The organism is Dysgonomonas sp., from assembly GCF_035323175.1.
In the GTDB taxonomy this organism is placed as follows: domain Bacteria; phylum Bacteroidota; class Bacteroidia; order Bacteroidales; family Dysgonomonadaceae; genus Dysgonomonas.
The window spans coordinates 150,251-164,593 of record NZ_DAOKYH010000006.1; the positions used below are offsets into that span (position 1 = coordinate 150,251).

The window sequence follows — 14,343 nt, forward strand, 5'->3', positions numbered from 1 at the left end:
AAAATATATATAATCTAAGTCGTTATTGATTGGTGGTAATTACCAGTTCTTTCCCTTTCTTCAAATCGCTATGTGATATAAAGTAACCATCAACTTTCTTACCTCCGTAAGTAATATCAGTAATTTTCTTGCCTGAGTTTCTCTTGCTTATAGAAAACTGAGTGCCATCACCGAACGTGAATTCTATCTTGTCGAAAAGAGGAGCTGATATGATGTACGAAGGGTCGGCAGGGGAATATGTATAAAGCCCGATGGCGTTAAATACGTACCATGAAGACATTTCTCCGGCATCGTCCATTCCGGCAAGAGCCAGTTGATGTTTGCCCATTCCGTAGAAGTGATTGAGGCAGCTATCTAATATGACTTGTGATTTCTCTTGTTTGTCCACAAAATAATAGAGGAAAGGGAAACTATGATCGGGTTGATTGCCGTGGCAATATTGTCCGATAAATCCCGACAGGTTATGTGCCTCATATCCTCCCCATGGAATGGTAAATAGAGAGTCGACTTTCTTTTCGAAGTCATCTTTGCTTTTATAAAGATTTATCAACCCTTTGGTATCTTGTGGTGCAAAGAAAGATGATTGCCAGGCATTCGCTTCACGATACAGGTATTCATAGTAAGGGAATTCAGGGTCGAAAGGGGTAACCCATTCACCGTTTTCGAGTCGACCTCTCATCAGTTCGGTGGAAGGGTCGAAGAGGTTCTTGTAATTGCCGGTTCTTTTCATTAGCATATTGTAGTTCTCCTCGTCTCCCAACTCTTTAGCTAATAGAGCAACAGCGTAGTCGTCGTAGGCATATTCTAGCGTTTTTGTAACAGCTGCTTTCGCTACGGTTTCTATCTTCGGATTTTTAATATCCATCTCAGAAATATATCCTTTTGCTATATATTCCATCAGATGAGGACGACCTCCTTCTACTGTGGCATTTTTCAGGATGAGATGATATGCTTTGTTGACATCAAATCCTCTTAGCCCTCTCAGATAAGAGCCAGTAACGAATGTGGAGGCATGATCGCCATGAAAGAACGTAGGCATAAATCCTGTCTTTTCTCCTTTGTCGGTGATGGAGTTAATTACATCTGCTGCAACATTGGGCGAAATCATTCCGAGCAAGATAAGTTTATTCCGATAGTCGTCCCAAAACGAAGGATCGGTATAATAGCGGAAGCCCTTGTTTACAACTTCGCCTTTCGCATCGGTAAACTCTCCATTTGCATCACTTCTTAGTGCCGGCCATAAGAAGGAACGATATAGTGAGGAATAGAATACCCATCTTTGCTTTTCAGTGCCACCCGAGACTTTTATTTTTGATAAAAGGTTTTCCCATGTTTCTGTAGCTTCATTCCTTATTTCGGCGAAGTCTTTATTCCCTATTTCTTTTTCTAGGTTTTCTTTTGCATTCTTGATACTAACAAAAGAGAATCCTATTTTTAATTCCAGAGGTTCTTTGCTATTCGCAAAGTTAACTATTGACAGGCTTTTGCTTTCACTCCTTATCGAATCTATATTTTTTATTGCATGATTCGAAACTGCGTAGAAGTACATCTTTTCGCTATTCTCCTGAAAGCCTGAGAATACGTTTTCGCTTTCTTGTGTTATTTGCCAATCCTTAATCCTTTCGTTTGATGTAGAAAGGTCTAGTATCAGCTTTTTATCCTTTCCGGCTTCAAATGTAAACCTGTGATATGCACAGCGCAGGGTTGATGTCATTTCTGCATTTATCCCATATCGCTGGAGGAAAACCTGATAATAGCCGGGATGGGCAGATTCGTTGTTGTGACTGTATGTCGAACAATAATCATCTGCTGTAAAATTCCCTGTTGCAGGAAGAATCGGAATATGGCAAAGATTCCAATGACCTTTGTTGGTATGTGTAAAGGCATATATAACAGTGTCTTCATATTGGTAACCGGAGCCACTTCTGAACAATGTTACCGGGCTTACCTGAACCATTGCATTGGGAAGGGATGATCCGGGAAATACTTCGGCTCCCCAGGTTCTGCGAGTTGGCTTGTAGCCTAAGTCGATACTATCCCATAGTGTGGCTGTTCCTAAAAACGGGTTTACATAGTCTGTATACCTTATTTGTTGTCTTTGGGCACAACCGGTTGCAACCAATAATAGACTAATAATAATTAGATTGAATTTATTCATGTGTTAATAGATTATGGTGATAACAAATGTTTTATGGATAAAAAAATCCTTATGTAAAAATACTTTGTTTGTATAATCTATATGTATTTGTTAAAGAACAAATTGGAGGTGTGTCACAAAAGTATACTAGATTGTCTCAGATGCTTATTTTTTTAAGCTGGGTAGTAGGTCTACAATGTACTTGCGACTTACATCGGCAGGCTTCAGAACTTCGTCATTCCAGATAACAAGGTCGATGTCGATTTTTACAATCCCTTTTTCTTTGTCCTGAGGATGGCGTCCCATTTGTCGCTCTATAGACTTAAGTTGGAGGTGGACTTCCGCTTTGTCTTGATCGGTATATATAACAGCCAGTTGGTTTAAGAAGTCATTCTTATAGTGTGCTCCATAAGGAGTAGTGACAGAAGTGTCGGAGTAAGATATCTCTCCAAAAGAGCTGTTGAGCAGTTGATGACAGAGTCTTAAATTTGTTTCTGTATCTTCATTTGTTCCTATGCAGAGAAGCGCTTTGTTCATAATAGGTGCAAATATACGCTGCATTTTCGAAATAGGATGAACGGCGAAACTTTATTTCTGAGGCATTTTTATACATTTGTAGGATAATAGTAAAAATATGAAGTTTATAGCAATCATTCCGGCTCGATATGCCTCTACTCGTTTTCCCGGAAAGCCATTGGCGGATATGGGAGGTAAACCGATGATACAACGTGTATATGAACAGGTGAAGCGAGCGGTTCACGATGTATGGGTTGCAACAGATGATTCCCGCATCTTCGAAACTGTAAAGGCGTTCGGGGGGAAAGCTGTTATGACTTCAACAGAGCATCGGAGTGGAACCGACCGTATTCAAGAAGCCTATTCTAAGATTGGGGAAGATTTTGATGTGGTTATCAATGTGCAAGGGGATGAGCCGTTCATTCAGCCCGAGCAAATCGAATCTCTGAAAGAGTGTTTTGATAGCAAAGATGTGGAGTTGGCAACGTTGGTAAAACCTTTCAAAAAAGAAGATGGCTTTGATGTTTTGTTCAATCCTAATTCTCCAAAGGTAGTTATAAATAAGGAGAACGAAGCAATCTATTTTAGTCGTTCCATTGTTCCATATATACGAGATGCCCATCATACAGAATGGCTTGATAAACATATGTTTTATAAGCATATAGGGATGTATGCTTATCGTGTGGATGTGTTAAAAGAAATCACTCAACTGCCGCAATCTTCACTCGAGAAAGCCGAATCGCTGGAGCAACTCCGTTGGATAGAAAACGGCTACCGTATACGAGTGGGTTATACAGATGTGGAAACAATAGGCATCGATACTCCCGAAGATATGGAAAGAGCGATAAAGCTGCTGAAATAAGTAAGCCTTAAACAACAATATAGATTTCTGTTTATGAGCTAAACCCTTGTTTAAGTTGATTTTATTTTTTATTTTTGCTTCTTAAACAATCGTTTAGAACACATGTTTAATAATGAAGATTCTTCGGAAGTAAGGAAACGGATTCTGAGTGAAGCACAAATCCTTTTCATAAAAAATGGCTACAAAGGTACCAGTGTCAGGGATATAGCTAAGGCTTCGGGTACGAATGTGGCAATGGTGAATTATTATTTTCAGTCGAAATATAATTTATTTGAGATTATATTCGAAGACGCATTGGATGTGCTTACTAAAAGAATATTCGAGACTGTAACCTCCGATCTTCCATTTTTTGAGTTAATCGAAACATGGATACACACTTACTATGAAATTCTTTTCCAATATCCCGAAATTGCAGCATTTATTCTAAATGAAGTGAGCCTCAATCCGGAGGGACTTACCCAGCGTATAAAAAATAAAAATCCTTATAGTTCTTTCAGTAAAATAGAAAAGCGTATAGCAGAAGAAGTGGAGAAAGGAACAATAAGAGAAACGCCGGCAGCTGATTTCTTATTGAATATATTGTCTTTATGCATGTTCCCTTTTATGTTTGGAAATCTGGCCAAAACATTGATGGAGATTCCGTCAGGCGTTTACAATGAGCTGATAGCCAATCATGAAAAATATGTGATAGAATTTACTATAAACGCACTAAAACCGTGCGATAATGAGATCAAACGAAATAAATTAACACAATAATTATGAATAAGGAACAACAATATAAAATGGGAATTGATGTTGGGTCAACAACCGTCAAGATTGTAGTTTTGGATGATAATAATACAATTATTTACAAATCATACTGTAGGCATCAGGCGAATATACAGCAGACTCTGATAGCCGAACTGCAAAAGGTGATTGAAGTATATCCCCAAGCAAAGTTTACAATAAATATATCAGGATCAGCGGGAATGGGTATTGGCGAACGTGTCGGTATTTCATTTGTACAGGAAGTTGTTGCTGCCGTGGAGGTGGTAAAGAATGTTTACCCTGCTGCTCATACATTAATCGACTTGGGAGGAGAAGATGCTAAAATGGTATTCTTCAGCGAGGGTCGTCACCCTGATATACGGATGAATGGGAGTTGTGCCGGAGGGACAGGTGCTTTTATAGATCAGATGGCAAGTCTTATGAATATTACCATCGAAGAGCTAGGGGTAACGGCGCTGGATTTTGACAAAATATATCCGATAGCTTCGCGTTGTGGTGTGTTTGCTAAGACTGACGTGCAGAATCTTATTAGCCGGAATATCCCTGTTGCGGATATCTCCGCTTCTATACTTCATGCTGTTGCCTTACAATCGGTTACTACCCTTGCACGTGGGTGCGAGATTATCCCTAAGATAATTTGTATCGGGGGACCGTTGACTTTTATTCCTGCGTTGCGAAATGCTTTTAGCGAGGTTCTTAAAATACAGAGTGAAGATATAATTGTTCCCGAGAATGGGGAGTACTTCCCTGCATGGGGTTCTGCTCTTTATCACGAAGCTGATGCAAAAACGTTTGATTTGCACGAACTGGTGGATAAACTTTCGGAATCTACGTCATCAAATCATAGTGATGCACTCGAACCACTTTTCAAAGACGAACTTGAATATATTGAGTGGGATGCGAACCGCAATGTAAAAGCTCTTAAGTTTAAACCTCTGGGTGAGGAAAAGTATGTAGAATGTTTTTTGGGTATAGATTCTGGATCTACTACATCCAAAGTAGTGGTGATGGATACAGATGCCAATATCATATATAAGTTTTACGGTAATAACGAAGGAAATCCTCTGAGAAAAGTGATGGAGGGGTTATCCTTATTCTATAAAGAGGCTCAAGAGAAAGATGTAACTGTGAAATTCCTTTCATCAGCAGCCACAGGCTACGGAGAAGATTTGATGAAGTCTGCTCTCGGGCTCGATTATGGAATTGTAGAAACCATAGCGCACCTGTCAGGAGCACAATATGTTGATCCCGATGTATCGTTTGTGCTCGACATAGGAGGGCAAGATATTAAGTCAATCTTCATAAATAATGGGTTGATTTCGAATATAGAGCTGAATGAAGCCTGCTCTGCGGGTTGTGGTTCTTTCTTGCAAAACTTTGCATCTACAATGAGCATGGAACTTTCTGATTTTGCTCATGCTGCTTGTTTGGCTAAGTATCCAAGTGATTTGGGTTCTCGTTGTACGGTGTTTATGAACTCAAAGGTAAAGCAGTCTTTAAGGGAGAATGCCGGAAATGATGATATTGCAGCAGGTTTAGCTTACTCTGTGGTTAAGAACTGTTTGTTTAAGGTTCTCAAAATCTCTAACCTGAAACAGCTTGGAGACCATATCGTTGTACAAGGTGGTACATTCAGGAACGATGCCGTTTATCGTGCATTAGAAATGCTGTCGGGTAAGACTGTGAGTTCTACCGATCATCCCGAATTGATGGGAGCTTTGGGTGCCGCATTATATTCTCAACGATTATGGGAGAAAAACCAAAACGCAACAACTTTCTCGGGAGAAGAGGCTTTGTTTGATCTGTCTACAATTAACTCTAAGGAGTTGACCTGTAAAGGCTGTACAAACCTATGCTCGGTATTACGATTCAAGTTTAACAACGGGAATATCAGCTATGCCGGAAATAAATGTGAGAAAGTTTTCTATAATAAAAATAATGATCGTAAGGAAGGCTATAATGCTTTTGACAGGAAAAATGAAATCCTTTTCAATCGTCCTGTAAAAGCTGATAATATAGAAAAAGGAAAAACGATAGGCATCCCTCGTGTGCTGAATATGTTCGATAATTATCCATTCTGGCATACTTTATTTACAGCATGTGGATTTAATGTGAGATTATCTCCCGAATCAACGTTCCCGCTATATCAAAAAGGAGTGGGAGGGGTGATGTCTGATAATATTTGTTTTCCTGCCAAGCTTGTACACGGACATGTACTCGCTCTTATAGAGCAAAAGGTAGACAGGATTTTTTATCCGATTGTACCTAAAGAAGAAAAAGAATTCGGGCAATCGTCTAACTCTTTCAATTGTCCTGTAGTTAGTGGATATCCTGACGTTATACAAAGTTCTATAGATCCATCAGGCAGACACGGTATCCCTTATGATGAGCCGGTGATAACATTCAGCAGTGATAAGGCTTTGGCCAAAGGCTGTTATAACTATCTTTCGGGCTTGGGAGTATCTAAAGAGGTTTTTAATCAGGCATTCCAACAAGCATTAGCTGTAAAGGATAGTTTAAAACAAGAACTTTATGGCTATCAGAAAGAGTTGTTGGATAAAGCCTTAGAGACAGGGGAGTTGACATTTATCGTTGCAGGTCGTCCATATCATACAGACCCATTGATTCATCAGAAGGTAGGTCAGATATTTTCAGACCTCGGGGTTATAGTACTCACCGATGATGTATTTCGCAAACCCGAAAGTCAAGGCTTTAGTAAGTTGAATATTATTTCGCAATGGTCTTACCCCAACCGTGTCGTACAGGCAGCGATGGAAGTAGCCAAGTTGCCACAAAATATACAATTGGTACAGCTCAACTCATTTGGTTGTGGTCCCGACTCCTTCTTTATGGACGAGACGCGAGATATATTGAAGGCTGCCGGCAAAAATATAACCGTTCTTCGTATCGATGAGATAGCCAGTCCGGGCTCTATTCGTTTGCGTTTGCGCTCATTGGTAGAGTCGCTCAAAGCTGTAAAGTCTTATGATCTGGTAGTAAGCGATTCATATAAAGGCTATTCTGCTCCATATAAAAAAGAGAAAGACAAAAATAAAACCGTTCTTATTCCTTGGCTTTGTGATTTTATCTCGCCATTTGCTCCGGCATTAGGTGAAATTCTTGGGTTGAAGGTAGAGAATCTTCCTAAATCAAATAAAGTATCTGCTGATCTTGGTTTGATGTATGGAAACAATGAAGTGTGCTATCCGTCTACCCTCATTTTGGGAGATATTATCAATGCACTCCAGTCGGGGAACCATGATGCGAAAGATATTGTGCTGGCAATTACACAAACAGGAGGTCAATGCCGTGCTACAAATTATATAGCACAGATCAAGGCCGGATTGCAAAATGCAGGCTTTAATGATATTCCTGTAATAGCACTCAGTTCGGGAGAAACGTATCAGAATGACGAGAGTGAATTTACGTTGGAATGGAAAAAAATAGCAAAGATCGCAGTTCCAATTGTATTGTATGGCGATGGCTTGCAACAAATGCATAGTGCTATTTCTGTGCGTGAAAAAAAGGAAGGGTCGTCGCAGCAGATATTTGATTTCTATATAGAACGAGGCATTGATGCTGTTCGGGCAAAGGATGCGAAAACATTGTATAGATTACTGAAAGAGGCTGTTGAGGATTTTAATAATGTGCCTATATACGATAAAGAATATTCTAAAGTGGGACTTATCGGAGAAATATTTGTGAAGTACAATAATTATGCACAGTCAAATATATCGGAATGGTTACGGTCTCGTAATGTAGAAGTTTCTACTCCTCCATTGTTAGATTTCCTTATGCAGTTTTTTGTCAACAGTAAGGTAAATGTAGAAAATGGGCTTAGTGAAGAAACAATTTTTTCGAAGACTCTAAAACCCCTTATTTGGTGGTATATAAATAGTAAAGTGAAAAGGTCGGAGATGATATTGAGCAAGTTTAAATTTTACGAGCCCTCAGAGTCTATCTATGCGAAAGCGGAAGCAGCTTCAGAAGTTTTAGACCTCTCCAATCAGTTTGGGGAAGGTTGGCTTATCCCCGGAGAAATTGCTCATTATGCTCGTAAGGGTGTAAATAAAGTTGTTTGTCTGCAACCGTTCGGGTGTATTGCAAATCATATTGTAGCCAAGGGGGTAGAAAAACGGATAAAGGAAATATATCCGAATATGAATATTTTGTATCTGGATATCGATGGAGGTATTGCAGAGGTGAACTTGCAAAATCGCCTGCATTTTATGATATGATGACCAGTTGTCTCACAGCTTCGTAAATTCATATATGTTGTTTCTGAACGGAGAAAATAGTTCTAGACCTTAAAATTTTTCTTTATTCAGAAACAATATTTTAGTATGCTATTTTGTCCAATATCAAAATTATAACTGTAGCAAGTACCTGTAATTAAAAAAATAAAAACTTATATTTGCAGAAATATTCAGTCATAACTATCTATGAAGAAATCCCATTTTCTGCAAACATTATACTTGCAAAAACCTCTCTTCCTGATTCTTCTTATAGCGACCTTATCTACTCTTCCTTGGATAGGATTAGGAGATTTTTACACCAAAGGTGAACCTCGTGAGGCTGCATTGGCCGTATCGATGATAGAGAAAGGAGAGTGGGTTATTCCTTCCAGTTATGCAGATGAATTTGCATATAAACCGCCATTTAATCATTGGCTTATAGCCGGCTTTTCTTTAGCTCTGACGCATGGCGAAGTTACCCCTTTTACATCGCGTCTGCCATCTACAATTGCATTTATTGCTATGATTGGGGTCTGCTTTATGTTTTTTGCTCGTCGCAGGCCTGTTATAGAGGCTTTTGTTTCGTGTCTTATCTTGATTACCTGCTTCGAAATACACAGGGCTGCCATGACTACTCGGGTAGATATGGTACTTACATTTCTCCTCGTGGCAGCGATTATTCAAATGTATGCTTGGTATCAAAAGCGGCGGGCGTATCAGCTTATTTCCATCTGGCTGCTTCTTAGTATGGCTACCCTCACCAAGGGGCCTATAGGGGTCTTACTGCCATGCATGATATTCGGCGTGTTTTTGTTGTTCCAAAAAGAAAACTTTTTCAAAGCAACAGTAAAATGTATTTTGATTGCACTCCCTGCGTTTATTATACCTCTGATTTGGTATTATGCTGCTTATAAGGTAAAAGGAGAGGCATTCTTCGACCGTGTGTTCTATGAGAATTTTGGCAGATTTCTTCATCTGAAGGCTGCTGATATGGATGCAAGCTATGAGCTGGGGCATGAAGGACCGTTTTGGATTTACATCGTATATCTGGTTTCAGGCTTTTTACCTTGGACTATTTTGCTTGTGATATCTCTTTTCTTCTTGAAGTATAAAAGAATGAGTGGCTCGGTAAAACAAATCATAAATAATATTGCCGGTAAAATAATGACTATGGACAAAGCGCTTTTGTATAGCCTTATAGTTATTGTTGTTTCGCTATTGTTCTATTCTATTCCTGTGTCGAAAAGGAGCGTATATATAATGCCCGTGTATCCGTTTATAGCAATATTTATCGCTCGCTTTTTTATCTATCTTGTTGATGCAAAACCGAAAGCGGTTCGTATTTCAACCTCTATTCTGTTAGGAATTTCAATTATCGCTCTTCTGATAATAGGACTCACATATACACGAATTATTGATATAGAATCTATTGCAGGACATTTTTCTAAGAGAGAGAGAACCCTTCAGGATTTCAAAATCTTCTCGGACATGTTCAAGTCCCCAGGTTGGTTAGGCATATTTGGAATTTCGATTTTGCTATGTGCTACGATTAATAGCATTTATTTGTTACGCAAAAAAATCAATATAAAGATATTGATGGCAGGTTTTGGAATTATGTTCTCCATCAATGTTTTCATGGATTCTTATTTACTGTCTAATTTTAAAGATACTTATTCGGCTCGCCCATTTGCTGAAATGATTTCTGAGAAATATAAGCCCGATGGAGAGATATACGTTACGAATAATCTGAAAAAGTATTTCAATCTCTATGCGTTAAATTTTTATCTGCACAATAACTTTAAGAACATAGATTTAGAATCCCCAAAAGAAGGTTATTTTGTAACCTTAGAGAAATATTCAGATAGTATTCGTCAAGAATATGGAAATAAATACGAGTTTGAACTTTTAGAAAAAAGTGATAAGTTAAACGAGTACAGAACCTCGATGTTATTTTATAGAATAAAATCGAGGAATTAACTCAGCCTTAGCAAACGATTAGACACACATGAAGCAACAAATTAGTAACCTGATTAAAAGTGATTCGATAAAACAATTGATAAAATATGGTCTCGTTGGTGTGGTGGGACTTGTTATTGATATGGGTATTTACTACTTACTGGTTACTAAATATTCTGTGCATTACCCCTTTTCAAATCATATCAGTACTCTTTTAGCTGGAAAGATGTCTGTTGGGATGCTTGATATTCTTATTTCCAATATTATAAGTTCCACTCTGGCTGTGATTAATAATTTTATACTAAACAGCTATTTTACATTTAAGGTAACTGATAACAAGCTGAAGCGCTTTACTTCTTTTGCCGGTATAGCTTTGGTAGGCATGGTTATAAGCTCCATGTTGCTTACATTGTTTATTGGGGTCATGAAGATGGATGATATGTTGGCAAAAGCATTTGCTATATGTATTGTGGCTGCTATTCAATTTATAATCAATAAGTTTTTTACTTTCAAGCAAAAGTGAGGCTAGGTAAGACGTAATATTTTAACATTATAAATGCAATAATTACACGAGCAACTAAAAACAAAATTCCATATTAATTGTTCTATTAAGAATAACGATAACCTTACTTATTTTGTATTCTAAAATTTTACAATGAACTACCGGTAAGAAGGGATATTCAGTAGTGTTTATTGTTTATTTCAGCTAGATTTTTTTTTTGAATTTTTAATGTGGAATGCTTAACAAAGGTATAAAAAAATATGTGTCCAACCCGGTAATCGGGCTTTTACCATTTCTCTTATATGTAATACTTCATATAGCAAATGTGGAAGAGGGATTAGCGCTAATTATCAGTCTTTTCTCAGCTATAGTTGGAGAGTTTCTTGTCCGTCTGTGTTGCAAAACCCGAGGCTTTAGTATTACGTTCTATATTTCAGCAATAGCTATTTTTATTACCTTGTTTATCTGGTTGCTAACTCATAAATATAGTTGGCAATTAAATACCTATCTGGTGATATGCGAAATTGTAATAATATGTCTCTTTATGCTTTTAAGAGTAAGCAAGACATATATTGCTACACGATTTTTTCGACATAGAAACCATCTTCAGAAGGCACTCATGAGCGAGTTTTATGGTTGTGCAACACTCGTTCAGTATGGCTTGACTTTGCATATTTTTGCCATATTATTATATCGACAGTTCTCTTTTAATTATAACTTTTTGCGCTCATCGGATATCGTTATATTCGTTGCTACGCCGGTCTTTATTATCTCTCTGATAGGAATATATCAAACGGTGAAAGTAGGCAATTTGGTCTCTAAACTTAAACAAGAAGATTGGATTCCTATCGTTACAGAGAAAGGGGAGGTGACAGGTAAAATAGCCAAGAGCGTATCCTTGAATATGAAGAACCGATTTATGCATCCTGTTGTTCGGGTAGCTCTCATTTCAGGATCGAAAATATATTTACAGGAACGTCCCAAGAATGATTTGCTGAACCCTTCGAAACTGGATTATCCGTTCGAAAAATATATGCTCTTTAATCATGAGATCAACCTATCGGCACGAAACAGTATAAGGCGAATGCTTGGTGAAGAAACAAATATTCCTTTGAAATTTGTTCTCAAATACGTATTTGAGAATGACGATACAAAGCGTTTGAATTTCTTGTTTGTAGCCAATGTTGACGATGAGTTTAGTATAAAGAGAACCGGAAAATTGAATGGAAAGTTCTGGACTATAAAACAATTAGAGGCGGGTTTTGCCGATGAAATCTTTAGTGAATGTTTTGAACTGGAATTTGAGTACCTTAAAAATATGGTATTGCTATCTCCAGAGAATCAAGCGAGCCAATCAGTATAAAAAACTCTCTTTATAGGGTTTTTCTCTTTCTCCATACCTGATAAGAATTAACCACATTTTGCCACAATACATAAGCTCCGGGTCCTAAAGATGATATAGGATTTAGATATGTTTGAGCCATCCAGATAGCAAGGATGGTATTTTTTTGTCCTAATCCCTGTCCTCCGGCTATCGTGTCGTTGTAATAAGTGCCTAAACGGCGTCCTACAAGAAATTGAGCTATACAAATAGCTAAAGCCGAGAAAGCGACCGATAGTTCTACTATAAAATTGGGACTTTCTTGGTCGATTATAAACTGTACGGTTTTTCCTGTAATAATAACCAACGCTATCGACCAAAGATAGAAAGACAATCCTTTTGCTTTCTGAATCTCATGATGTACTCTGGGTAACAACCTCTTGAGTAAGAATGCGCCAAACAGAGGAAGAAATAATAATATTGAGACTTTTTGAAATACAATCCAGAATGATTGAAGAAATGAACTAGACTCTATTTCTCCCGTATATGAAAACAGGATGGGTGCAACAATAACAATAACCATGTTGCAGAGTAAACTATAAGCCATCAGGCTAGGAACATTCCCTCCAAGCATGCCTGTTATTACAGGCGCAGATGTGGCTGTGGGGGCTAAAACGCAAATCATTGCCCCTTGAGCGACAATGGGATTTAAAGGGCGAAGTAATAGGTAAACGCCAATGCTCCCCAATATCTGTATCGCAATAAGCCAAAAATGCAGTCGGGAAAAATGTATCTCCTTAAAGGAAATATTGCAATAGGTGATCAATAGCATTAATGCTATGAGGTAAGGGGTAAGGAACGAAAGTTCGCCCATATATTTGTGTAACAGAATGCCGGTAAGCATAGCTATAGGCATCATGTACGATTTAATCTTATTCAGCATGATTTGGCTTATTGAAGATGTAAAATTAGCAAATATATTCCCTTTGAAGCCGTAATAAAGGTAAAATCATAAAAAAAGAAAAAAAAGAAGTAAATTGAAATATTTTTAAATCTAAATCGTCTAATTAGATAAATACACTAATAAGAACGTTGGATATGAAAGATGACAAGAACAAGAAGGAGAATTTGAAATACGCTCCTAAGAAAGAAATCGAATCTCTTGACAGGAAAGATAGTTCAAATGTGCAACTCGCACTTGCTATAGAAGAACTATGTTCCGATGATTTTTTGTTTGATGATGAGAAAGAGTGATTCTTTTCATCCACCTTATTAACTTAAAAAATGAAACCCCTCAATGCTATTATACGATTGAATACTACTATCTTTTTAGTTCGTCTATTGCTTGTCTGAGTGCCTCCGCGGCTTTTTTTACTGTAATATTCCAATCTTCGGCGGCATTGTCATCAGCACCATCCGAAATATATTTAAGACATAGGAATGGAATGTCCTCTTTTTTCGCAATATATGCCAATGGATATGCTTCCATATCCACGATATTGTAATCTGATGTATTGTGGCTCACCTCGAAACTGTCTCCGGTTCCGCAGATGCCTTCTTGCAGACCGTCGACCCGGATTCCATACTTCAGAATCGGTTTTGTGTTAGAAAAAGGTGTTTCATATAACTCACAACCGAGTGTTGTTACATTCATATCACGTTGTATAAACTGGGTGCAGCAGATTACTGCCCCTCTTTCAAAAAAGTTGCTGCCTGCCGATCCGAGGTTGATAATAATACTTGGTTTATTTTGTGCTATCTGTTTTGTTAAATGATACGCTGCATTTACTTTTCCCACACCAATAAAAAGCGGACTTTCATTTACAAACTTATCTGAGGCTTCACTCTCCAGTGCAAAAACGTACAAAGGATTCTTATTTAATAGCTCTTTAATCATGTTATTGAATCTTATTTGCAAATATAAGGAATATAAAAGAATTGGATAAATATAAAAAGGTGACAAAAGTAACAGGTTTAGTTCATCTTTGATTGTAACTTTTCTCTCCAAATCATATTAGCCCCTTTTATATAAGATAATTTTTTTCA

Annotated in this window: 11 protein-coding genes; 7 read left to right on the plus strand and 4 right to left on the minus strand. The window is 37.8% G+C overall.

Annotation, left to right across the window (positions count from 1 at the left end):
• Positions 1–22: 22 nt before the first annotated feature.
• Positions 23–2,158, minus strand: a complete 2,136-nt coding sequence (locus PKC55_RS09520; protein ID WP_324372825.1) for a GH92 family glycosyl hydrolase — start codon at positions 2,156–2,158, stop codon at positions 23–25.
• A 144-nt stretch (positions 2,159–2,302) separates the two neighbouring features.
• Positions 2,303–2,674, minus strand: a complete 372-nt coding sequence (locus tag PKC55_RS09525; protein ID WP_291130375.1) for a 2-amino-4-hydroxy-6-hydroxymethyldihydropteridine diphosphokinase — start codon at positions 2,672–2,674, stop codon at positions 2,303–2,305.
• 97 nt (positions 2,675–2,771) lie between these two features.
• On the opposite strand from PKC55_RS09525, the gene kdsB reads away from it, so the two are divergent.
• The 6 genes from kdsB to PKC55_RS09555 all read left to right on the plus strand — a co-directional run bounded on the left by kdsB (position 2,772) and on the right by PKC55_RS09555 (position 12,339).
• Positions 2,772–3,515 carry a 3-deoxy-manno-octulosonate cytidylyltransferase gene (kdsB, locus tag PKC55_RS09530; protein ID WP_324372828.1) on the plus strand — a complete coding sequence of 248 codons (744 nt, stop codon included), beginning with the start codon at positions 2,772–2,774 and terminating at the stop codon, positions 3,513–3,515.
• Positions 3,516–3,617: 102 nt separating this feature from the next.
• Entirely contained in the window at positions 3,618–4,271 is a 654-nt protein-coding gene (locus tag PKC55_RS09535) for a TetR/AcrR family transcriptional regulator (RefSeq protein ID WP_283685692.1), read from the plus strand.
• Positions 4,272–4,273: 2 nt separating this feature from the next.
• Complete coding sequence (locus PKC55_RS09540) at positions 4,274–8,521, plus strand: acyl-CoA dehydratase activase (protein WP_324372831.1); 4,248 nt, start codon at positions 4,274–4,276, stop codon at positions 8,519–8,521.
• A gap of 204 nt (positions 8,522–8,725) precedes the next feature.
• Positions 8,726–10,495 (plus strand): ArnT family glycosyltransferase, encoded by a 1,770-nt coding sequence (locus PKC55_RS09545; RefSeq protein ID WP_291130361.1) that lies wholly within the window; start codon positions 8,726–8,728, stop codon positions 10,493–10,495.
• Positions 10,496–10,523: 28 nt separating this feature from the next.
• Entirely contained in the window at positions 10,524–10,997 is a 474-nt protein-coding gene (locus tag PKC55_RS09550) for a GtrA family protein (RefSeq protein WP_291130358.1), read from the plus strand.
• Between the two features lie 214 nt (positions 10,998–11,211).
• Positions 11,212–12,339, plus strand: coding sequence for an NUDIX hydrolase (locus tag PKC55_RS09555; RefSeq protein ID WP_135106720.1), 1,128 nt, complete (start codon positions 11,212–11,214; stop codon positions 12,337–12,339).
• A 10-nt stretch (positions 12,340–12,349) separates the two neighbouring features.
• On the opposite strand, the gene PKC55_RS09560 is transcribed toward PKC55_RS09555, so the two are convergent.
• Positions 12,350–13,240: a bile acid:sodium symporter family protein gene (locus PKC55_RS09560; RefSeq protein WP_324372834.1), complete on the minus strand. Its 891-nt coding sequence runs from the start codon at positions 13,238–13,240 to the stop codon at positions 12,350–12,352.
• 155 nt (positions 13,241–13,395) lie between these two features.
• On the opposite strand from PKC55_RS09560, the gene PKC55_RS09565 reads away from it, so the two are divergent.
• Positions 13,396–13,551 carry a hypothetical protein gene (locus tag PKC55_RS09565; RefSeq protein WP_006841474.1) on the plus strand — a complete coding sequence of 52 codons (156 nt, stop codon included), beginning with the start codon at positions 13,396–13,398 and terminating at the stop codon, positions 13,549–13,551.
• 67 nt (positions 13,552–13,618) lie between these two features.
• Here the strand turns inward: PKC55_RS09565 and PKC55_RS09570 are convergent, their stop codons facing one another.
• Positions 13,619–14,194, minus strand: a complete 576-nt coding sequence (locus tag PKC55_RS09570; protein WP_291130353.1) for a 5'-methylthioadenosine/S-adenosylhomocysteine nucleosidase family protein — start codon at positions 14,192–14,194, stop codon at positions 13,619–13,621.
• Between the last annotated feature and the right edge of the window lie 149 nt (positions 14,195–14,343).